Source organism: Streptomyces sp. 7N604 (assembly GCF_052245475.1).
In the GTDB taxonomy this organism is placed as follows: Bacteria; Actinomycetota; Actinomycetes; order Streptomycetales; family Streptomycetaceae; genus Streptomyces.
In genome coordinates this window covers 290,189-309,364 of record NZ_JBQQBX010000003.1, presented here as the reverse complement: position 1 = coordinate 309,364, position 19,176 = coordinate 290,189, and the positions used below count along the sequence as shown (strand labels likewise).

The following is a 19,176-nucleotide window of genomic DNA, read 5'->3' as shown; positions in this document are numbered from 1 at the left end:
TGAGCCCCGTCCGCTTCCCTCAGCCCTGCGGGATCTTGCGGAAGTCCCAGGAGGCGACCGAGTCCGGGGTGAGGCGCAGCCAGGCGTGGCTGCCGTCGTGCGGCATCCGGTCCATCCCGAAGTACTTGGCCGCGAACAGCCGCTCCGGGGCCTCCAGGTCCGGGCACGGCTCGCCGGTGCGCGGTGCCTCGCCCACGAAGACACCGGTGCCGGACAGCTCGGCGCCCCGCAGCTCCCCGTACTCGTGGCCGTCGTCGACCACCACCGCGATGCGCGGATCGCTGCGCAGCTGTGCCCAGCGGCGGCTGCGGGTGATGGAGTACAGCCACAGCGACGTGCCGTCCCAGGCGAACCAGAGCGGGCTGACGTGCGGCCTGCCCTCTTCGTCCACCGTGGCCACGCGGCAGGTCCGCTGCCCGGCCAGGAAGGCGTTCAGCTCCTCCCCGGTCATCATGATCCGGCGGCCCCGGCGCTGTGTGACGGCCACAACCGTCCACCTCCCCTGTCCCCAAGCATTCTGACGGTACGTCAAGAAATCATGGGTGGTCTTCCGCCGTAGCGCAATGGAGGCTAGCGTCGCGCGCTGCGGGGACACGGACGCCGACACGGGCGGATGAGGGCGGACAAGGGGGAGACGTATGGGTGCGCAGGAACGGCTCGGCGAACTGCTCGAACCGGCGGCCGCCGCGCTGCTCACCGTGGAGTGCCAGCGGGGCGTGGTCGGGCCCGACAGCGCCCTGCCCGAGCTCGCCCAGGAGGCCCGCTCATCCGGCGCGCTCACCAACGTCGCCCGGCTGGTCGCCGCCGCCCACGACGCCGGTGTCCAGGTGCTGCACGCCGTGGCCGAGCGCCGCCCCGACGGGCGCGGCGCCAACCGCAACGCGCGCCTCTTCCGGGCCGCCGAGCGCCTGCCCGTACAGCAGCTGTCCGGCTCGACGGCCGTGCGGATCGCGGACCCCGTCCCGGTCGCGGACGAGGACCTGATCGTACGGCGCCTGCACGGCCTCTCTCCGATCGCGGGAACCGACGTGGACGCCCTGCTCCGCAACCTCGGCTGCCGCACGCTCATCGTCACCGGGGTGTCGGCGAACGTGGCGATTCCCAATGCCGTCTTCGACGCGGTCAACCTCGGCTACGCCGCCGTGGTGCCGGCCGACGCCATCGCGGGCGTACCCCCCGAGTACACGCCCGCGATGGTCCGGCACACCCTCGCCCTGGTCGCGACGGTCACCGCGACCGACGAGGTCCTGGCCTGCTGGAAGCGGCCACACCGACCTCGCTGAGGGGAACCCGCGAGGTCGCGCGAGGTCCCGCGAGGTGCGGGGGTCCGGCCGGGCTCCAGCCTGGCCCGGAGGTCAGCCCAGCTTGATCGAGTCGCCGTCGACGGTGACCTTCGCCCCGGGCAGCGGCTGCGTGGCCGGTCCCTTCTTCACGCTGCCGTCCGCGATGGCGAACTGGCTGTGGTGCAGGGGGCAGTTGATCGTGCCACCGGTCACCTCGTTCAACAGGGCGCCCTGGTGGGTGCAGAGGGCGGCGTACGCCTTGAACTCGCCCTCCGTCGGCTGCGTCACCACGACCTTCTGATCCTTGAAGACCTTCCCGCCGCCCACCGGGATGTCGGCGGCCTGCCCGAGTACGGCGCCTCCGCCGCCCCCGCTGCTTCCGCCGGACTCGGGCGCGGAGGCGTCGCCCCCGGACGGCTGCTGCTGCGCGTCGCCGCCGGAGTCCTCGCCCGAGTCGCCGCACGCGGCGAGCGCGGCGGCGAGACAGGTGGCGCCGGCCGCGGCGACCACGGTGCGGCGGCTCGTGGACCGCCCCGTCCCCTGAGTTCCCGTCATGGTGCTTACGTCCCCTTTGCTGCTGGGCTTCGCTGCTGGGCGTCTTCCCTGATCCGGCCCACGTGCCACCGTACGACCGGTTCAGTCGATCTGTACGGAGGGCGGCGCTCCGGTGTTCAGATGGCTTTCGATTCCGAGCGACTTCCGTAAGAAATTGATCTGGAAGAGGAGGAGATTCTCGGTCACATCCTCCCGGGCCACCAGGTGCGAGATCCCGGGCAGCGGCAGTACGGAGTGCGGTCGGCCCGCGGCCAGCAGCGCAGCGGACAGCCGCAGGCTGTGCGCCACGACGACGTTGTCGTCCGCCAGGCCGTGGACGAGCAGCAGCGGTCGGCTGAGCCGGGGCGCGTCCGCGATCAGAGAGGACCGCTCGTAGTTCTCCGGCTCCTCATCCGGGTGGCCCAGGTAGCGCTCCTTCCAATGGGTCTCGTACAGCCACGGGTCGGCCGGGGCCGCGCCCGCGACCGCCGCGTGGAAGACGTCGGGGCGGCGCAGCACCGCGCCCGCCGCGAGATAGCCGCCGTACGACCAGCCGCGGATCCCCACACGGGCCAGATCCAGGTCCCGGAACCGGTCCGCTGCCGCGTGCAGCGCCTCGACCTGGTCCTCAAGGGCGGGGCCGAGGGCGTCGCCGCGCACCGCCTTCTCCCAGTCGGGGCCCCGGCCCGGCGTACCGCGCCCGTCGGCCACCAGCACGGCGAAGCCCTGCTCGGCGAACCACTGCGACACGCACGAGAACCAGGTGCGGGCGCGGACGACGACCTGCATGGCCGGGCCGCCGTACGGGTCGAGCAGCACCGGCAGCTTCCCGGACCCGGGCTCGTACCAGGAGGGCAGATACAGGGCGCTGCGCAGGCCGCGGTCGCCCAGGCTCAGGAAGGCGGGCCGCGGGGTGACGGCGGGCTCCTCGGCGAGCGAGCCGATGCCGTCGCCGTCCGCCCGCGGCGCCGGCCGCTGATGCGGGCGCCCCCCGCGGAGCACGGTCGTGCGGTGGCCGCCGGGCGTACGGCTGTCCAGGACGACCGTGCCGCCGCCGGCCGCGGCAGTGTGCAGGCCGGGGCCTTCACTGAGCCGGACGCAGCCGTCCCCGGGCTCGTACGACCACACGTGCGTCTCGGTGGGCTCGTCGCTCGCCGTGAACAGCACGCGCTCGCCCTCGACGGCGAGCACCTCGCGCACCTGGAGCCCGGGCGGGGTGCGGACCTCCGCGCCGATGCGCAGCTCCCGAGTGCCGTCCCGCTCCTCCGCGTGCACGAGGGCGCCGGACGCCGTACGGGCCGGGGTCCCGGGCATCGGCTCCACCCAGGCCGCATCCCGCTGCTCGTGGAGGAGCCGCGTCGCCCCGGAGGCCGGGTCCGCCGCGAGGACGCGTACGGTCCGCTGATCGCGGCTCTGCACTGTGACCAGCGGACCGTGGGCGTCCCAGTGGGCGCCGGCGAGGTACTCGAAGGCCGCCCGGTCCCATCCCACTTCCACGGCGGTCCTGCGCTCCTCGAGGGAGAGGACGTGCAGCGAGACGTCCGCATTGGGGGTGCCCGCCGCCGGGTACGGGACCGAGCGCGGCGGCAGGTGCGGATTGGCCGGATCGGCGATATACCACCGCTGGACCTGCGAGGTGTCGACGCGGGCGGCGAGCAGCGCGGTGCCGTCGGGCGCCCACCAGAATCCGCGCAGCCGCCCGGACTCGGCCGCCACGTAATCCGGCAGCCCGTACGTCACCTCGGGGCCTTCAGGGGCGGCGAGCAGCCGGTCGTTCCCCTCGAGGTCCACCACGTGCAGCGCGCCCGCCGTGACATAGGCGACCGACCGGCCGTCGGGGGACGGGCGCGGACCGACCACAGGACCCGGCGTGCGGACCGCGAACGGCGCGCCGCCATCCGTCCGTACCACCCAGAGCGCACCGCCCAGCGCGAAGGCGGCGATGCGCATCCCCGGGTCGGTCGCGTACGCCACCACGCCCTCGGCCTGCTCCCTCGCCCGCTCGCGCAGGAACCGCTCCTCTTCCGGTACGCCGTCGCGGGCGGAGCGCGGGCCGGGCGGTTCGGCGAGGACCCGCTCCGCGCCGTCCTCCTCCCTGAGCCACAGCCGGCTCACCGGGTCGGAGCCGCCGCCGGTCCGCAGGAAGAGCACCCGGCGGCCGTCGGGGGAGACGGTGAACTGCCGGGGGACTCCGAGGGAGAAGCGGCGGGTGCGGGCCAACTGGCGGGGGAACTCGGGGAACTCGGGGCTCTCCGGGAAAGCGGCGGTATCCGGGGCGGAGTCTTCGGCGGCGTCCGTGGCGGTGTCCGTGGCTGCGTCCATGCGGGGACTCTGACAGGCCTGTCCGATCGTGGGAACAGCGCCCTCTAACCTGGGGGAATGCTTCCCGAAGTCACCGCCACCCGCTATGTCACGCCCTTGCGGGAGGGCGGTTCGCTGCCGGGCATCGTCGAGGCCGACGATCTCGGCACCTACGTCATGAAGTTCACCGGCGCGGGCCAGGGCCGCAAGACCCTCGTGGCCGAAGTGATCTGCGGTCGGCTCGGCCGCCGTCTCGGGCTGCGCGTGCCCGACCTCGTACAGATCCAGCTCGACCCGGTCATCGGCCTCGGCGAGCCCGACCAGGAGGTGCAGGAGCTGCTGAGGGCCAGCGGCGGCCTCAACCTCGGGATGGACTACCTCCCCGGCTCGCTCGGCTTCGACCCTCTCGCCTTCGAGGTCGGCTCCGCGGAGGCGGGGCGCGTGATCTGGTTCGACGCGCTGATCAACAATGTCGACCGCTCGTGGCGCAACCCCAACCTGCTGGTCTGGCACGGGGAGCTCTGGCTCATCGACCACGGCGCCAGCATGATCTGGCACCACAACTGGCCGACCGCCCGCACCGCGGCCGCCAAGCCGTACGACGCCTCCGACCACGTGCTGGCCTCCTTCGGCCCCGACGTCGACGCCGCTGCCACCGAACTGGCACCGCAGGTCACCGAGGACCTGCTGGCCGAGGCCGTGGCCGACGTCCCCGACGAGTGGCTCACCGACGAGCCTGGCTTCGACAGTCCCGACGCGGTGCGCCGGGCCTACGCCGAGGCGCTGGCGGAGCGCGCGGCCACGATCCACACCCGGATCACACTCGGGCCGCGCCGCGCCGAGAAGCCCTCGCAGGCGCCGGAGTGGCTGCGCGTCCGGGTCGACGGAAAGGCCGCGAAGTGACCGGGCTCCACAAGGGACGCGATGTCTTCGAGTACGCCGTGCTGCGCGTCGTCCCGCGGGTCGAGCGCGGCGAGCGGATCAACGCGGGCGTGGTGGTGTACTGCCGCGCGCGGTCGTCCGTGATCGCTCGCACCCACCTCGACGAGGAGCGCCTGCTGGCCCTGGACCCGTCGGCCGACGTGGCGGGCGTACGGGCCGCGCTGCACGCCGTCGAGGGCCTGTGCCACGGCGGGGACGAGGCCGGTGCGGCGGCCGGCGAAGACGCGGGGCGGCGCTTCCGCTGGTTGATCGCGCCGCGCAGTACGGTCGTCCAGCCGGGCCCGGTGCACACGGGACTGACCACCGACCCGGAGGCCGAGGCGGAGCGGCTGCTCGACCTGCTCGTGCGCTAGCACGGTGTGGGCGGGCGTCCCGGACGCCCCGGTCCACCGGGCCGGCGGACCGCCGAACCGCATGTGACATGCGCCGTCGGTGGGTATGGGCCGTTGACACCGGGTGCCGCTGCTTCTAGCGTTTCGTCGACCGACCTACTAAGCGGTTGCTCACTTCACCCGAGCCGAGGAGAACCCGCATGTCCACCACCGAGCAGCGCGTCGCGATCGTGACGGGCGGAGCCCGAGGCATCGGCGCCGCCACCGCCGTACGCCTGGCCGAGGAAGGCCGCGCCGTAGCCGTACTCGACCTCGACGAGGCGGCCTGCAAGGAGACCGTGGAGAAGATCACGGCGGCGGGCGGCAAGGCCATCGCCGTCGGCTGCGACGTCTCCGACGGTGCCCAGGTCGAAGCCGCGGTCGCGCGCGTGGTCGAGGAGCTGGGCGCGCCCACGGTCCTCGTCAACAACGCGGGCGTGCTGCGTGACAACCTGCTGTTCAAGATGAGCGAGTCCGACTGGGACACGGTCATGAACGTGCACCTCAAGGGCGCGTTCCTGGTCACGCGCGCGTGCCAGAAGCACATGGTGGACGCCGGGTTCGGCCGGGTGGTCAATCTGTCGAGCAGCTCGGCGCTCGGCAACCGCGGCCAGGTCAACTACGCGGCCGCCAAGGCCGGTCTGCAGGGCTTCACCAAGACCCTCGCCAAGGAGCTGGGCAAGTTCGGCATCACGGCCAACGCCGTGGCCCCCGGCTTCATCGTCACCGACATGACCGCCGCGACCGCCGCCCGCGTGGGCATGGACTTCGAGGAGTTCCAGGCAGCCGCCGCCAGTCAGATCCCCGTCCAGCGCGCGGGCAAGCCGGAGGACGTCGCCAACGCCATCGCCTTCTTCACGGGCGAGCAGGCGGGCTTCGTCTCCGGCCAGGTCATGTACGTCGCCGGCGGCCCGCTCAACTGAACAGGACGGACACGGACATGACTGCACAGGTTCAGAACAGCGGGAAGGTCGCGCTCGTCACGGGCGCGAGCCGCGGCATCGGATACGGCATCGCCGAGGCGCTCGTCGCCCGCGGCGACCGGGTGGCCATCACCGGTCGCAACGAGGACACCCTCAAGGAGGCCGTGGAGCAGCTCGGCGCCGACCGGGTGATCGGCATCGCGGGCAAGGCGCACGACGAGGCCCACCAGGCGGCCGCCGTCGAGCGGACGATGGAGGAGTTCGGCCGGGTCGACTACCTCGTCAACAACGCGGGCACCAACCCGGTCTTCGGGCCGATCGCCGAGCTGGACCTCGGGGTGGCGCGCAAGGTCTTCGAGACCAACGTCATCTCGGCCCTGGGCTTCGCCCAGCAGACGTGGAAGGCGTGGCAGAAGGACAACGGCGGCGCGATCGTCAACATCGCGTCCATCTCCGGCGTCTCCGCCTCGCCCTTCATCGGCGCGTACGGCGTCAGCAAGGCCGCCATGATCAACCTCACCATCCAGCTCGCGCACGAGATGGCGCCGGGTGTGCGGGTCAACGCCATCGCCCCGGCCGTCGTCAAGACCAAGTTCGCGGAGGCGCTCTACGAGGGGCGCGAGGCGGAGGCCGCGGCCGCCTATCCTCTGGGGCGGCTCGGCGTGCCCGCGGACATCGGGGGCGCGGCGGAGTTCCTGCTCTCGGACCGTGCGGGCTGGATCACCGGCCAGACGCTTCTTATCGAGGGCGGCATCCTCCTCAACGCCGGGGTCGCCTGACCGGTTTGCGTGACGGTGCGGCTGCGCGTCCGGGCGGGACCGGCCGCGCAGCCGCCCTGTCAGTGGCCGCCGGTAGGTTCTGCGGTGCAGAACGGATCGCACACCGGAGGTTGTTGACGTGATCGACATGCTGCCCGCGTCCTGGCGCGGCGTCCTCGGCGAGGAGCTGGAGAAGCCCTACTTCGCGGAGCTCACCGAGTTCGTCGAGAAGGAGCGGGCGAACGGGCCGGTCTACCCGCCGCGGACGGAGGTCTTCGCAGCGCTGGAGGCGACCCCGTACGACCGGGTGAAGGTGCTGATCCTCGGGCAGGACCCCTATCACGGCGAGGGGCAGGGGCACGGCCTGTGCTTCTCGGTCCGGCCGGGCGTGAAGACCCCGCCGTCGCTTCGGAACATCTACAAGGAGCTGCGGGACGAGCTGGGCCACCCCGTGCCCGACAACGGCTATCTGATGCCGTGGGCGGAGCAGGGGGTGCTGCTGCTCAACGCGGTGCTGACGGTCCGGGCGGGGGAGGCCAACTCCCATAAGGGCAAGGGCTGGGAGAAGTTCACGGACGCGGTCATCCGTGCGGTCGCCTCCCGGCCCGACCCGGCCGTCTTCGTGCTGTGGGGGAACTACGCGAAGAAGAAGCTCCCGCTGATCGACTCCGCGCGGCACGCCGTGGTCGAGGGCGCCCACCCGTCGCCGCTGTCCGCGAAGAAGTTCTTCGGCAGCAGGCCGTTCAGCCGGATCGACGCGGCGATCGCGGCACAGGGCCATGCGCCGGTCGACTGGCGGATCCCGGACCTCGGCTAGCGTCATCGACGGAGATCACGGAGATCACGGAGATCGCGAAGAGCACGGCGACGAGCGCAGGAGGTCCGGTGGCGGAGGAGCGGCGGGGTGAGGCGTCCCAGGACGCCGTCATGACGAGGATCGGCCAGGCGATCATGCTGCACAGAGGCGGCGACCGGGACGAGGCCCGCAACCGGTTCGCCGCGCTGTGGGAGGAGATCGGCGAGGACGGCGATCCGCTCCACCGCTGCACGCTCGCGCACTACATGGCCGACACGCAGGACGACCCGGCCGACGAACTGGCGTGGGACGTGCTCGCCCTGCGTGCGGCCGACAGCCTCACCGACGTCCGTGCCGCCGCGCACCACCAGGCCCTCGCGGTGCGCGCCTTCTACCCCTCGCTCCACCTCAACCTGGCGGCGGACTACGAGAAGCTGGGACAGCCCGCGGCGGCCCGCCGGGAGCTGGACCGGGCGCGGGAGCGTTCCTCGGCGCTCGGCGACGACGACTACGGCGACGGCATCCGGGCCGCCATCGCGCGCCTCGAACTGCGGCTGGGCGGCCGTCGGCCGTAGCGCTCGCCCTCGGGGATAGCGCGGCGGGCCGCCGGGGCCCGCCACGCTCCGCCACGCTGTGGGGCTTCTCGCTCGGGCACCGATGGTCCCGACTGGCGGCTCCGGCACAGCCGGTCCCGCCCACCGCTCATCCGGTCAGCCACGGCTCATCCGGTCAGCATGCCGCGCAGCAGCTCCGCGAAGCCGTCCCGCAGCTCCGGGAGCGTGGGGGTCCGGGCATGGTAGGAGCCGGCTGTGCAGGAAAACATGATCCCGTCGCACCAGGCCACCAGCGACAGCGCGTGCCGCTCGGGATCGCGGGACCCGGCTGCCGTCATGAGCTGGACCGCCGGCTCGCGGAAGGCCCGGCCCGAACTGTCGTAGATCTCGCGCAGCTCGGGCCGCCGGGTCGCCTCCAGGGCCAGCTCGTAGCGCGCGATGGCCAGCTGCCGATGCCGCGTCAGATACCGGTGCAGGGCGAGGGCGAGAGCGTCGGTCAACCCCCCGGATCCGCCGCCCGGCACCGGCATCTCCTCCGGCGTGAGCACCTGCGCCTCCCGTGCGGCCAGCCGCCGGACTGCCGCTTCGAGCAGCGCGGCCCGGGTCCGCGCGTGGTTCGAGGTCGATCCGGCCGGCAGGCCCGCCGCCTCGTCGACCGCCCGGTGGGTGAGTCCGCGCATCCCTCGCTCGGCGAGCAGGCCGAGGGCGGTGTCCGCGATCAGTTCGAGGCGCGAGGAGGTGCCGGTCGTGCTGGGTTCCATGACGTCAATCTACCGTCGGCACTACGGCTGTAGTACGGTGTTCACTACAGGTGTAGTACCAGGAGTCGGGGGAGGAGCCATGGGACAGCCAAGGGCCGTGGTGATCGGCGCAGGAATCGGCGGACTCACCGCCGCCGCGGGGCTGCATCGCGGCGGCTGGTCCGTCACCGTCCTCGAACGGGCCGCCTCGCTGGAGCCGGTCGGCGCCGGAATCGCGCTCGCCCCCAACGCCCACCGGGCCCTCGATGTCATCGGCGCCGGTGACGAGGTCCGTGCCATGTCCTTCTGGCAGGGCGAGGGCGGCCTGCGGCTGCCCAGTGGCCGCTGGCTGTCGCGCGCGACCAGCGCCGCCGCCGTCGAGCGGTACGGCGGCCCGGTGGTCGTCGCCCACCGCGCCGCCGTGGCCGGACTGCTCGCCGCCCGGCTGCCCGAAGGCGCCCTGCGGACCGCGGCCCCGGCCGCACTCGCGGACCCCGGCGTGCCGGGCACCCCCGGCGCGCCTGGCCGCCCCGCCCGCGTCACCACCCCCGCCGGGGACCTCGAAGCCGAGCTGGTCGTCGCCGCGGACGGCATCCACTCCGCGGTGCGGCGCGCCCTCTTCCCCGGCCACCCCGAGCCCCGCTACGCCGGGTTCACCGCCTGGCGGGTCGTTGTCCCCCCGCTCGAGGAGCCCTTCCAGCCGCACGAGACCTGGGGGCGGGGCACGCTGTGGGGAACGGTCCCGCTCCATGACGGCCGGGTCTACGCCTACGCCACCGCGGCCGTACCGCCCGGGGAGAAGGCTCCGGACAACGAGAAGGCGGAGCTGCTCCGGCGGTTCGGCGACTGGCACCACCCTGTGCCCGCCGTCCTGGCTGCCGCCGAGCCGGGCGTGGTGCTGCGCCACGACGTGTACGCGGCGGCCGCGCCGCTGCCCGCCCACCACCGCGGCCGCGTCGCTCTCCTCGGCGACGCCGCCCATCCCATGACCCCCAACCTCGGCCAGGGCGGCTGCCAGGCCATCGAGGACGCCGTCGTGCTCAGCCTGCTCGCGTCTCCGGACGGCGACGTGGCGGCGGCTCTCGCCGCGTACACCGACCAGCGGCTGGCCCGCACTACGGACGTCGTACGCCGGTCCGGCCAGATCGGAAGGCTCACCACCTGGTCCTCCCGGCCCGCCTTCGCCCTGCGCACCGCGCTGTTCGCCGCCGTCGGCCTCTTCGGACCCCGCCTCGCGCTGCGCGGCCTCGACGGCATCGCCGACTGGCGGCCGCCGCATGGTACGTATGCTGCCGGGGCACAGGAGGCGGAGAGCACGCGCGTCGCGCAGAACTGACGCTCAGAACTGATCACAACTGAGGAGACCCACGGTGAAGGTCGGCTGCATCGGGCTCGGCGAGATCGCCCAGAAGGCTTACCTGCCCGTCCTGGGCACCCAGCCCGGCCTGGAACTGCACCTGCAGACCCGCAACCGCGCCACCCTCGACCGGATCGGAGCGGCCCACCACATCCCCGGGGAGCGGCTCCACACAGGCCTCGACTCGCTCATCGAGGCCCGCCCGGACGCGGCCTTCGTGCACGCCGCCACCACCGCCCACGCCGAGATCGCCGGCCGGCTCCTCGAGGCCGGGATCGCGACGTACATCGACAAGCCTCTCGCCTACGAGTACGCCGACTCCGAGCGGCTCGTACGGCTCGCCGACGAGCGCCGGGTCAGCCTCGCCGTCGGTTTCAACCGCCGCTACGCGCCCGGCTACGCCCAGTGCCTGGAGCACCCCCGCGACCTGATCCTGATGCAGAAGAACCGGGTGGGCCTCCCTGAGGACCCGCGCACCCTCGTCCTCGACGACTTCATCCACGTCGTCGACACGCTCCGCTTCCTGGTGCCCGGCACCGTGGAGCACGTCGATGTCCGCGCCAAGATGCGGGACGGGCTGATGCACCACGTCGTGCTGCAGCTCTCCGGCTACGGCTTCACCGCCATCGGCACCATGAACCGGATGAGCGGGTCCACCGAGGAGATCCTCGACGTCTCGGGGCAGGACACCAAGCGGCAGGTCGTCAACCTCGCCGAGGTGATCGACCACAAGGGCCAGCCGACGGTGCGCCGCCGCGGCGACTGGGTCCCGGTGGCCCGCCAGCGCGGCATCGAGCAGATCGTCCTCGCGTTCCTCGACGCCGTACGGGCCGGGAAGGTGCTCAGCGCCGAGGATGCCCTGCGGACCCATGAGCTGTGTGAACGGGTGGTGCGGGAGGCCCTGGAGCAGGCCGCCTGAACGCCCGGGCCGCATCGAGAGCTCCGAAGGCGGCGAGCGCGGCCAGCGACCCGTACAGCGCCCAGTCGCCGAACCGGACGTACGGGCTGGTGCCGCCGCCGAGCGGCACCTCGTAGACCGTGGCGGTGCTGCTGCTCGTGCCCAGCCGGTCGCCCACCGCCTCGCCGCGCGGGCCGTGCACCGCGCTGACCCCGGTCAGCGTCGCGTGCACCATGGGCCGCCAGGTCTCCGCGGCCCGCAGCGCGGCCAGCGAGGCGTGCTGCCCGGGCGCCCAGCTCTGCTGGAACGTGCTGGTGGCCGACTGGGCGACGAGCACCTCCGTGCCGTCCCGCGCCAGCCGGCGGCTCATGTCGGGGAACGCCGTCTCGAAGCAGACCAGCGGTCCGATCCGCAGCCCGCCCCCGCCCGGCACGTCCATCACCACCGGTGCCGTACCCCGCCTGCGGTCCTCCGCCGCCGCCTCGCCGACCGAGGTGGCCCAGCCGAGCACGGACCGGAACGGGATGTACTCGCCGAACGGCACCAGGCGCATCTTGTCGTAGCGGGCCCCGGTCGGCCCGTCCGGGCCCACGAGGACCGAGCTCTTGAATATTCCGGGCCGTTCGGAGCGCCGCGCATCCACGTTCACCAGCAGGTCCGCCCCCACCTCGCGGGACAGCGCGGTCAGCCGGTCCCGCAGGTCGGGGCGGCGGCCCAGGTCGGAGCTGACGCTGCTCTCGCCCCACACGACCAGGTCCACGGCCTGCCCGGCCAGCTGCCGGGTCAGCGCCTCCTCCCGGTCGAAGCGCCGCTCCTGGCCGTCGACCCCGCCCTGTATGACACCGGGCTGGACGACGGCGATCCGCACGCTGCCCGTACGGTCGGGCAGCGGGGCCCAGGCCCATGCCGCGCTGCCCGCGACGGCGACCGTCAGCCCGCCGGCCACGGCGGCCGTACGGGCGGTGGGCAGCGCGACGCATATCGCAAACGCCGTGTTGAGCACCACGATCAGAAGGCTGACCAGCCACACGCCGCCGAGCGAGGCGAGCCGCAGCGCGGGCGTGACCTGCCACTGGCTGGCGCCGAGCAGTCCCCACGGCCCGCCGAGGAGATCCCAGGATCTGACCAGCTCCACCGCCAGCCAGCCGGACGGCACCAGCACCAGCGCGCCTGCCACCCGGCGCAGGCTCGGCGCGCCGCCCAGCAGCCGTCTGACCAGCAGGCCCCACGGCGCCCAGAGCACGCCCAGCAGCAGGCCCACGACCAGCGTGAAGACATGCAGATTCGGCATCAGCCAGTGGTGCACCGCCACCATGAAGCCGGCCCCGCCGAGCCAGCCGTCGTACGCGGCGCGGCGCCAGGTCGGGGCGGAGCGGATGAGGAGCAGCCACGGCACCAGGGCGGCGTACGCGAACCACCACAGCGACGGCTCGGGGAAGGCCAGCGCGGGCAGGGCGCCCGCGGCGGCCGCCGCAGCGCCCCGCTGCCACGGCGAGGCGAGCACGCGCCGCCACCGGTCGACCGACATCACCATGCCGCGCCTCCCTCGTCCTGGCCCTGTGGCCAGGGGGCACCGCCCAACGGTAGTTGGGGGAGTGCGACCAGTGTGATGGAGCGCGACGAGGGGCGACAGACGGCGTGGGCCGAGCCGGTGGCGGCCGCGGATGCAGGGCTCACGGCCGGCCGCCGCTTCCGCTGCCTGACCGGGATCCGGCGGAGGTTCAGCCGCGGGGCAGCACCGTGGCGAGAACCTGTGGCAGCGGGTACCAGTCGCTTGTGACGATGCTGCCGTGGTCGGCGGCGAGGGCGGCGACGCGGGCGCGCGCGTCGGCCTCCGGGGGGCCGACGGCGTCGATGGCGGGGGAGACCCCGTGCGCGTCGGTCATGATCAGCAGGTAGTGGCGCCGGTCGTACCAGGCCGTGTCGATAGCGGTGTCCGTGACGTACGTCGACGCGTCGCCGTCGAAGACGACGAACCAGGGGCGGATCGCCGGGTCCGCGTACCGGGACCGCGGGTCGGCCGCCGCGGCCCCGTGGACGGCCGGGAAGGCGGTGGCCCGGCTCAGGCTCCCGGACGCTGCCAGCTTCCGCAGGTGCCCCGCGTACTCGCGGTCGGTCCACAGCGTGTCGAACGGGTTGCTCTCCTCGACGGTGCCGGGGATCAGCTCGATCAGGAACGTGCCCGCGAGTGCGGACCTGGCCGGCCAGCCGCCCGCCCGCACCGCCTCGTCGAGAGTGGCGTAGCCGCCGAGGAGGTCGGAGGGGCGGAACAGCGCGTCGCCCAGCTTCTCGCCGACCAGGGCGTCGAACTCGTCGGGGCCGAGACCGCCCCGGTCGTTGAAGCCGTCCTTCAGCTCGATCTTCAGCAGGACGGGGCGGTGGCCGGGGTGGGCGTCGTGCCAGGCCCTGATGTCGGAGAGGCAGCCGTCCAGGCTCTGGTTGCGCGGCTTGGTGCGCAGTTCGGCCGGGGACGCGGCGTTCTCGCAGTTGTTGTCGCTGCCCACCGGGTTGTTGTGCGAGACCCGCCAGCGCTTGCTCAGCCCGTTGGTCCACACGTCGAGCTCCAGGAGCCCGGCGCCGGAGTCCAGCGCGTCGGCGAAGTACGGGTACTTGGCCTTCTCGTAGGCGTTGTGCACGCCGACCGACGTGGATCCGGAGTACGGGAGGGCTCCGGTGTCCGAGGTCCCTGCGCCGGCCGGCGCGGCTCCGGCGAGCAGAGCGGCCGCGGACACCAGGGCCACGGCCGTACCGGCGGGGCGGATTGTGCGCATGCGATGCCACCTTCGTGTGGGGGGTGGTGAAAGTGGCAGCAGCGTAAGGGAGTTGGGCCGCAATGAGGCGACCGCGGAGGGAATCGGAGGTGGACGGAGGACCGACAAGCGCGCGCCGTGCGGTGCGGCACGCCCTGGGTGCCGAGCTGTGCGGCACGCCCGGGAAACCGTCATGTGTCCTCGCGGGGCGGGCTGTCGACGGCGCGCCCGCTCAGCCGGACGTCACCGCCCGTCATCTCCGTGTCGGGGCCCGGTTTCGCCTGGAGCCAGAGCCGCCACCGCCGACGACTGGCCCACGATCTGGCCGTTCTGCCACCGGATCGTCGCTGCGGGCGAGACCTGCACCTACCCTCGCGACCTCGGCGAGGAGGAGGGCCGGGAGTGGTGGCTCCTGGAGCCCCCGGGGCACACGGTCGTCGCCGTCGACGACGAAGGGACCGTCCTCGGCTCGGCCAAGATGAACCCCAACCACCTGGGACCGGCGTCCCACATCGCGGGCGCCGGCTTCATGGTCGCCCCCGAGCACTCCGGGCAGACTCGGCTTCGAGATCGTCGGGACGCTGCCCGAGGGGCTCCGCCGAGAAGGGTTACGTCGGGCTGCACATCATGTACCGCCGCCTCTGACGGCGACCGCGCCGCCCAGGGATGACGTTGACAGCGTTCTCCGGTGGGCAGACGATCGGTGTGGAGGGAACCGATCGAGGAAGCTACTCAATGCCGGAGTACCGGAACATTCCGCTCGACCGCGAGACGGGGCCGCCGGACGGCGGCCTCGCGGAGCTCGTGGAGCAGGCGGCCTCATGCAATCCGGCCTGCTGCGGAGCCACCGCCACGGTCATCGCCCCCGACGGGACCGACCGCGGCGAACCACCCACGACCGCCGTCACCCACCCCGACCTGGCTCCGCTGGTCTCCGTGCAGTGGGAGTCGGGCGAGGGCCCGATCCCCTCGGCCCTGGCCACCGGCCTCCCGTCCGCCGCGGACGACCTGCTGCACGACAACCGGTGGCCCAGCTACCGGGCGAGGGCCCTGGACACGGGCGTCCGCTCCAGCATGACCCTGCCGTTCCGCCGCCAGTCCCTGACCGTGACCCTCACGGTCTACGGGTTCCGCCCCGGCTTCCTGCAGAACGCCGCATACGGCGCGACCGCCCTCCTCGGCGACCTCGCCACCACGGGACTGCTGCGCGAGCGCCAGTACCGCGAGGTCCTCGCCGAGGTGGACCAGCTCGACACCGCACTGCGCACCCGCCCCGTCGTCGACCAGGCCTGCGGCATCGTCATGTACGTGCTGGAGTGCGACGTGGAGCGGGCGATGACCCTGCTGCGCCGCCTGTCGCAGCGCACCAACCGCAAGCTGTCCGACCTCGCCGAGGCCCTGGTCCGTACCCGGGGGCGCGGCGCCGAGGCCCAGCTCCTCCGCCTGGCCGAGCAGCTGGAGAGCGAGGCCGGCGCCGCGGCCGAGCCGTGGAACGGACACGGACGCGCCGCCCGTCGCGCGCCGGCCCGCACTCTCTCCTAGCGTCGGCCTCAGCGCCGGCACCCCAAGGAGCACCCGCGATGACCACCCTGCAGCACTCGGCCCACGTCAGTGTCCATCTCACCGACTGCTCCCCGCAGGACGCGGACTCCGTGTTCGACGTCCTGGGGGCGGCGTTCCCCGCGGCCGTCGACCGGGAGACCGGAGCGCACTGCGAGCGGCCTCCGCTGCTGGCCAACCCGATGGTGTGGATCAGTACCTATGACGTACGCACCTCGGGCCCGGCAGGGGAGCCGGCGGTCCTCGGAGGACCGGTCACGGCCGACCTCTTCGGCTGTCACCGGCCCGTACGGCAGCTGGAGGAGGCGCTCTCCCGCTCGTTCAGGGTCGAGGAGGAGGGCCACGTCGTGCCCGGTGACCAGGAGGTCCAGGTCCGGCTGAGGCTCCGCAGCCGGGTCACCGTACCGTCGTGACCGAACGGGGCCACGGTGCGCTTGTGACCGTCCGGGGGCACCACGCCGTCGTCAACTCGCCCGCGGGAACCGCCGGTCGGGACTATCGAGGGGCTTGGCAGCCGCCGGGCAGGCAGGGGTCGCGGAGGTAGGAGAGCAGCTCGTGCGCGGCGGGCCCGAGCCGGTCGGAGGCGGGGACGGCGACCGAGACCTCCCACTCCGGCTCGGGGTCACCGGCCAGCGGCACGGCCACCACGACCGCCGCCGCCCCGCATACCGCCCGCAATAGGCGCACAGCAACTCCCGCCTCAGCCATGGGATGGTCAGCCCTCGATGAACGGGGACATGACACTCCATGGGAGGCGCTGTCCGCTGGATCCGTGCGGCCCAACTCCCCTTGGCCGGCGGGCGAACGTGTCGCTCACCGACCCGATTCGGCACCGATCGAGCGTCAGGTCGATAAGCCGTCCACTCGATGGGGTGAAAGGCATATGAGCCATAACCCGTATGGCCGTGCCGCGTTGTCTTCGGTGCGGGCGTGTGTCCCGCGGGTATCACTGGAAGGCAGGAAACGCATGAGACGGGTCGCCAGAAATGGCCTGGTCACCGCGGTGGCCACGGGCGGCGTGCTGGCCGCGGCCGCGGGGTACGCGCACGCCGACGCGGGTGCCGGGGGCACCGCAGCCAGGTCACCGGGAGTGGTTTCGGGCAACACCGTGCAGGCCCCGGTCCACGTCCCGGTCAATGTGTGCGGGAACACCGTCAACGCCGTGGGTCTGCTCAACCCCGCGGCCGGCAACCGCTGCGTCAACGACTCGCGCGGCCACGGCGGCGACTACGGGGAGGGCTCGCACTCCTCGGCACCGGTCGGCGCCACCGCTCACGCGCGAGGAAGGGGTTCCCCGGGCATCGCATCGGGCAACACCGTGCAGTTGCCGGTGGACGTCCCGGTCAACGTCACGGGCAACTCGGTCAACGTCGGCGGCATCGGCAACGCGGCCGTCGGCAACTCCTCCTCGAACGGCTCCGGGGACCGTCCCCACGAGCCCCGTACCCCGCAGCCTCCGACGGCGGACAAGCCGGTGCCGCCGCGGACGGCCGGCGTCCACGCCATCGCGCCGACGGAGACCGAGACCCTGGCCCAGACCGGCGCGGGCGTGCCGGGCTACGTCGTCCCGGCGAGCGCCGGACTGCTGCTGGGCGGCGCCCTGCTCTACCGCAGGTTCCGCCCGGCGCAGCACTGAAACGCCCCATCCCCACGCCTCCCCGAACCGCGCCCCCGTCACCGTCTCCCCCCTCGGTGGCGGGGGCGCCACCGCGCCGCCGTGCCACGCTGCCGGTACCGGGGTCTTTCGCCCTCCCCGCGCCCGCGGACCGGTTCAGGCTCGGCCCTCGTCCCGCGGCGGGGCCGCGACGCTGCTCTCGGCGCGCGACCGGCTGACGGGCCTGGTGTGGATGAAGAGGTCCTGGCGGCCCGGCGCCTCGCGGCGCTGGGGCAGCGGCAGCTCGTACCTGACCTCGCGCGCGTGGTCGGCGAGCTGGCGGGTCGGGTTGTAGACCCGGCTGAACTTCCACAGCATGCGGGCGAAGTTGGTCTGCCCGCGCGCGAGGTTGCGGCCGAGGACCCCCATCGCACCGATCGCCGTCCGCAGCCCCAGGTGCTTGCGGTTGATCACGGCCTGTGTGCGGACGAGTTCGCGGTAGAACACCTCCAGCGGGAGCCGCGTGGGCACCACCGCGTGCTGGATGTCGAACAAGCGGTAGTCCCGTGTGGTGAGTTGGCGCGCCTCGGTGTGCCAGATCTCGGTACCCGGGTACGGGGTCATCACCGTGAGGTGCACGATCTCCGGCACCGACAGCGCGAACTCGCGGACGATGCGGAAGCGCTCCTCGTCCCACGCGGGGTCGACGATGAGATTGATGGCGACGTTGATGCCCAGCTTGCGCGCCACTTCGAGCGCCCGGAAGTTCTCGTCCGGGCTGATGCGCTTGCGGAACAGGTCGAGGCCCTCGGCGTCGATGGCCTCCATGCCCAGGAACATGTACCTCAGCCCGAGGCTTGACCAGCGCTCGAACACATCCAGGTTGCGCAGCAGCACGTCGCTGCGGGTCTCCAGGTAGTACTGCTTGCGGATGCGCCGGCGCTCGAGTTCCGCGGCGATGCCGTGGCCGTGCTCGGGGCGGATGAAGGCGACGTCGTCGACGATGAAGACATGGGGCTCCCGGATGGTGGCCATCTCCTCGGCGGCGGCCTCCGGCGACGCCTTGCGGTAGCTGCGGCCGTAGAAGGTCCAGGCGGAGCAGAAGGAGCAGTCCCAGGGGCAGCCGCGGGTGAACTCGATGGAGGCGCACGGATCGAGTTCGCCGATGAAGTAGCGGTTGCGGCGGCGCATGAGATCCCGCGCGGGCCGGGGGTGGTCGAGGCTGTCCAGCATCTTCGGCGCCGGGCCGCGCCCCGCCGCGCTGACCACTCCCGGTACGGTCTCCAGGCCCCCGTCGCACGCCGCCTCGAGCAGCGGGGCGACCGCCGGCTCCCCTTCCCCGCGTACGACCGCGTCCACCGCGCCCTCCGCCTGGGCCAGCACGTGATCCGCGATGAAGGAGACGCTGTGGCCGCCGAAGAAGACGAAGCACCCCGGTGAGGCCGCTTTGGCCTGGCGGGCGATCTCGATCGCCTCGGGGATGTTGGCGAGATAGTTCAGGGAGATCCCGAGCGCCTCGGGGGCGAAGGACGCCAGCTCCCGGTCGAGCACCCGCCGGGAAAGCACCTGCAGGTCCACCACCCGTACCTGATGACCGGCGTCACGGGCCGCCGCCGCCACCCGCTCCAGCCCCAGTGGCTCGAGCCGGAGGAAGATCTCGGAGTACATCAGCGCACTGGGGTGGACCAGCAGCAGTCGCATGTCAGGCTCTCCGGTCGACGGAAGCAGAGGCATACCGTGTCCTTTATGAACCTTTCATGCGCTTTGTTCGGGGAGGCTCGCCGCCGCGGGACCCCTCGGTGCGGGGTGGAGCGT

Annotated in this window: 20 protein-coding genes and 1 pseudogene; 13 read left to right on the top strand and 8 right to left on the bottom strand. The window is 72.9% G+C overall.

Annotated features, from left to right (window positions below):
* Positions 1 to 19: 19 nt before the first annotated feature.
* Positions 20 to 487, bottom strand: coding sequence for a pyridoxamine 5'-phosphate oxidase family protein (locus ACTWP8_RS05245; RefSeq protein WP_443320955.1), 468 nt, complete (start codon positions 485 to 487; stop codon positions 20 to 22).
* 151 nt (positions 488 to 638) lie between these two features.
* Between ACTWP8_RS05245 and ACTWP8_RS05240 the strand changes: the two genes are divergently transcribed.
* A complete protein-coding gene (locus ACTWP8_RS05240) occupies positions 639 to 1,283 on the top strand; it encodes a cysteine hydrolase (protein ID WP_443320954.1) in 645 nt (214 codons plus the stop codon).
* 72 nt (positions 1,284 to 1,355) lie between these two features.
* Here the strand turns inward: ACTWP8_RS05240 and ACTWP8_RS05235 are convergent, their stop codons facing one another.
* Positions 1,356 to 1,838 (bottom strand): Rieske (2Fe-2S) protein, encoded by a 483-nt coding sequence (locus ACTWP8_RS05235; RefSeq protein WP_443320953.1) that lies wholly within the window; start codon positions 1,836 to 1,838, stop codon positions 1,356 to 1,358.
* Between the two features lie 81 nt (positions 1,839 to 1,919).
* Positions 1,920 to 4,139: a prolyl oligopeptidase family serine peptidase gene (locus tag ACTWP8_RS05230; protein ID WP_443320952.1), complete on the bottom strand. Its 2,220-nt coding sequence runs from the start codon at positions 4,137 to 4,139 to the stop codon at positions 1,920 to 1,922.
* A gap of 57 nt (positions 4,140 to 4,196) precedes the next feature.
* Here ACTWP8_RS05230 and ACTWP8_RS05225 point away from each other — a divergent pair, with 57 nt between their 5' ends.
* The 6 genes from ACTWP8_RS05225 to ACTWP8_RS05200 all read left to right on the top strand — a co-directional run bounded on the left by ACTWP8_RS05225 (position 4,197) and on the right by ACTWP8_RS05200 (position 8,483).
* Positions 4,197 to 5,021: a HipA family kinase gene (locus ACTWP8_RS05225; RefSeq protein ID WP_443320951.1), complete on the top strand. Its 825-nt coding sequence runs from the start codon at positions 4,197 to 4,199 to the stop codon at positions 5,019 to 5,021.
* A complete protein-coding gene (locus ACTWP8_RS05220) occupies positions 5,018 to 5,413 on the top strand; it encodes a DUF3037 domain-containing protein (protein ID WP_443320950.1) in 396 nt (131 codons plus the stop codon). Before ACTWP8_RS05225 ends, ACTWP8_RS05220 begins: the two co-directional genes overlap by 4 nt.
* A gap of 179 nt (positions 5,414 to 5,592) precedes the next feature.
* On the top strand, positions 5,593 to 6,354 hold the full coding sequence (fabG, locus tag ACTWP8_RS05215) for a 3-oxoacyl-ACP reductase FabG (protein ID WP_443320949.1): 762 nt from the start codon (positions 5,593 to 5,595) through the stop codon (positions 6,352 to 6,354).
* Positions 6,355 to 6,371: 17 nt separating this feature from the next.
* Positions 6,372 to 7,133 carry an SDR family oxidoreductase gene (locus tag ACTWP8_RS05210; RefSeq protein ID WP_443315238.1) on the top strand — a complete coding sequence of 254 codons (762 nt, stop codon included), beginning with the start codon at positions 6,372 to 6,374 and terminating at the stop codon, positions 7,131 to 7,133.
* A gap of 127 nt (positions 7,134 to 7,260) precedes the next feature.
* Positions 7,261 to 7,929, top strand: a complete 669-nt coding sequence (locus tag ACTWP8_RS05205) for a uracil-DNA glycosylase (RefSeq protein WP_443320983.1) — start codon at positions 7,261 to 7,263, stop codon at positions 7,927 to 7,929.
* A 110-nt stretch (positions 7,930 to 8,039) separates the two neighbouring features.
* Entirely contained in the window at positions 8,040 to 8,483 is a 444-nt protein-coding gene (locus tag ACTWP8_RS05200) for a hypothetical protein (RefSeq protein WP_443320982.1), read from the top strand.
* A 146-nt stretch (positions 8,484 to 8,629) separates the two neighbouring features.
* Here ACTWP8_RS05200 and ACTWP8_RS05195 read toward each other — a convergent pair whose 3' ends face one another.
* A complete protein-coding gene (locus ACTWP8_RS05195) occupies positions 8,630 to 9,223 on the bottom strand; it encodes a TetR/AcrR family transcriptional regulator (RefSeq protein WP_443315237.1) in 594 nt (197 codons plus the stop codon).
* Positions 9,224 to 9,302: 79 nt separating this feature from the next.
* On the opposite strand from ACTWP8_RS05195, the gene ACTWP8_RS05190 reads away from it, so the two are divergent.
* Positions 9,303 to 10,538, top strand: a complete 1,236-nt coding sequence (locus tag ACTWP8_RS05190) for an FAD-dependent monooxygenase (protein ID WP_443320948.1) — start codon at positions 9,303 to 9,305, stop codon at positions 10,536 to 10,538.
* Between the two features lie 34 nt (positions 10,539 to 10,572).
* Positions 10,573 to 11,478 (top strand): Gfo/Idh/MocA family protein, encoded by a 906-nt coding sequence (locus ACTWP8_RS05185; protein WP_443320947.1) that lies wholly within the window; start codon positions 10,573 to 10,575, stop codon positions 11,476 to 11,478.
* Here ACTWP8_RS05185 and lnt read toward each other — a convergent pair.
* Positions 11,402 to 12,985: an apolipoprotein N-acyltransferase gene (gene lnt, locus ACTWP8_RS05180; protein ID WP_443320981.1), complete on the bottom strand. Its 1,584-nt coding sequence runs from the start codon at positions 12,983 to 12,985 to the stop codon at positions 11,402 to 11,404. The two genes, ACTWP8_RS05185 and lnt, sit on opposite strands and share 77 nt — an antisense overlap.
* 193 nt (positions 12,986 to 13,178) lie before the next feature.
* A complete protein-coding gene (locus tag ACTWP8_RS05175; protein WP_443320946.1) occupies positions 13,179 to 14,228 on the bottom strand; it encodes a phosphatidylinositol-specific phospholipase C domain-containing protein in 1,050 nt (349 codons plus the stop codon).
* A 298-nt stretch (positions 14,229 to 14,526) separates the two neighbouring features.
* Here ACTWP8_RS05175 and ACTWP8_RS05170 point away from each other — a divergent pair.
* From ACTWP8_RS05170 to ACTWP8_RS05160, 3 genes and pseudogenes are all read left to right on the top strand, one after another.
* Positions 14,527 to 14,852, top strand: a pseudogene (locus tag ACTWP8_RS05170) (GNAT family N-acetyltransferase).
* A 90-nt stretch (positions 14,853 to 14,942) separates the two neighbouring features.
* Positions 14,943 to 15,749, top strand: a complete 807-nt coding sequence (locus tag ACTWP8_RS05165; protein WP_443320945.1) for an ANTAR domain-containing response regulator — start codon at positions 14,943 to 14,945, stop codon at positions 15,747 to 15,749.
* Positions 15,750 to 15,787: 38 nt separating this feature from the next.
* On the top strand, positions 15,788 to 16,180 hold the full coding sequence (locus tag ACTWP8_RS05160) for a hypothetical protein (RefSeq protein WP_443320944.1): 393 nt from the start codon (positions 15,788 to 15,790) through the stop codon (positions 16,178 to 16,180).
* 82 nt (positions 16,181 to 16,262) lie between these two features.
* On the opposite strand, the gene ACTWP8_RS05155 is transcribed toward ACTWP8_RS05160, so the two are convergent.
* Positions 16,263 to 16,454: a hypothetical protein gene (locus tag ACTWP8_RS05155; protein ID WP_443320943.1), complete on the bottom strand. Its 192-nt coding sequence runs from the start codon at positions 16,452 to 16,454 to the stop codon at positions 16,263 to 16,265.
* A 280-nt stretch (positions 16,455 to 16,734) separates the two neighbouring features.
* On the opposite strand from ACTWP8_RS05155, the gene ACTWP8_RS05150 reads away from it, so the two are divergent.
* Positions 16,735 to 17,403, top strand: coding sequence for a chaplin (locus tag ACTWP8_RS05150; protein WP_443320942.1), 669 nt, complete (start codon positions 16,735 to 16,737; stop codon positions 17,401 to 17,403).
* Between the two features lie 135 nt (positions 17,404 to 17,538).
* Here the strand turns inward: ACTWP8_RS05150 and hpnR are convergent, their stop codons facing one another.
* Complete coding sequence (gene hpnR, locus ACTWP8_RS05145; RefSeq protein ID WP_443320941.1) at positions 17,539 to 19,062, bottom strand: hopanoid C-3 methylase HpnR; 1,524 nt, start codon at positions 19,060 to 19,062, stop codon at positions 17,539 to 17,541.
* Positions 19,063 to 19,176: the final 114 nt, after the last annotated feature.

Excerpts from the sequence above, each read along its gene's own strand:
- ACTWP8_RS05240 (WP_443320954.1), top strand. The coding sequence starts at position 639 with ATGGGTGCGCAGGAACGGCTCGGCGAACTGCTCGAACCGGCGGCCGCC.
- ACTWP8_RS05235 (WP_443320953.1), bottom strand. The coding sequence starts at position 1,838 with ATGACGGGAACTCAGGGGACGGGGCGGTCCACGAGCCGCCGCACCGTG.
- ACTWP8_RS05230 (WP_443320952.1), bottom strand. The coding sequence starts at position 4,139 with ATGGACGCAGCCACGGACACCGCCACGGACGCCGCCGAAGACTCCGCC.
- ACTWP8_RS05225 (WP_443320951.1), top strand. The coding sequence starts at position 4,197 with ATGCTTCCCGAAGTCACCGCCACCCGCTATGTCACGCCCTTGCGGGAG.
- fabG (WP_443320949.1), top strand. The coding sequence starts at position 5,593 with ATGTCCACCACCGAGCAGCGCGTCGCGATCGTGACGGGCGGAGCCCGA.
- ACTWP8_RS05210 (WP_443315238.1), top strand. The coding sequence starts at position 6,372 with ATGACTGCACAGGTTCAGAACAGCGGGAAGGTCGCGCTCGTCACGGGC.
- ACTWP8_RS05205 (WP_443320983.1), top strand. The coding sequence starts at position 7,261 with ATGCTGCCCGCGTCCTGGCGCGGCGTCCTCGGCGAGGAGCTGGAGAAG.
- ACTWP8_RS05200 (WP_443320982.1), top strand. The coding sequence starts at position 8,040 with ATGACGAGGATCGGCCAGGCGATCATGCTGCACAGAGGCGGCGACCGG.
- ACTWP8_RS05195 (WP_443315237.1), bottom strand. The coding sequence starts at position 9,223 with ATGGAACCCAGCACGACCGGCACCTCCTCGCGCCTCGAACTGATCGCG.
- ACTWP8_RS05190 (WP_443320948.1), top strand. The coding sequence starts at position 9,303 with ATGGGACAGCCAAGGGCCGTGGTGATCGGCGCAGGAATCGGCGGACTC.
- lnt (WP_443320981.1), bottom strand. The coding sequence starts at position 12,985 with ATGTCGGTCGACCGGTGGCGGCGCGTGCTCGCCTCGCCGTGGCAGCGG.
- ACTWP8_RS05175 (WP_443320946.1), bottom strand. The coding sequence starts at position 14,228 with ATGCGCACAATCCGCCCCGCCGGTACGGCCGTGGCCCTGGTGTCCGCG.
- ACTWP8_RS05165 (WP_443320945.1), top strand. The coding sequence starts at position 14,943 with ATGCCGGAGTACCGGAACATTCCGCTCGACCGCGAGACGGGGCCGCCG.
- ACTWP8_RS05160 (WP_443320944.1), top strand. The coding sequence starts at position 15,788 with ATGACCACCCTGCAGCACTCGGCCCACGTCAGTGTCCATCTCACCGAC.
- ACTWP8_RS05150 (WP_443320942.1), top strand. The coding sequence starts at position 16,735 with ATGAGACGGGTCGCCAGAAATGGCCTGGTCACCGCGGTGGCCACGGGC.
- hpnR (WP_443320941.1), bottom strand. The coding sequence starts at position 19,062 with ATGCGACTGCTGCTGGTCCACCCCAGTGCGCTGATGTACTCCGAGATC.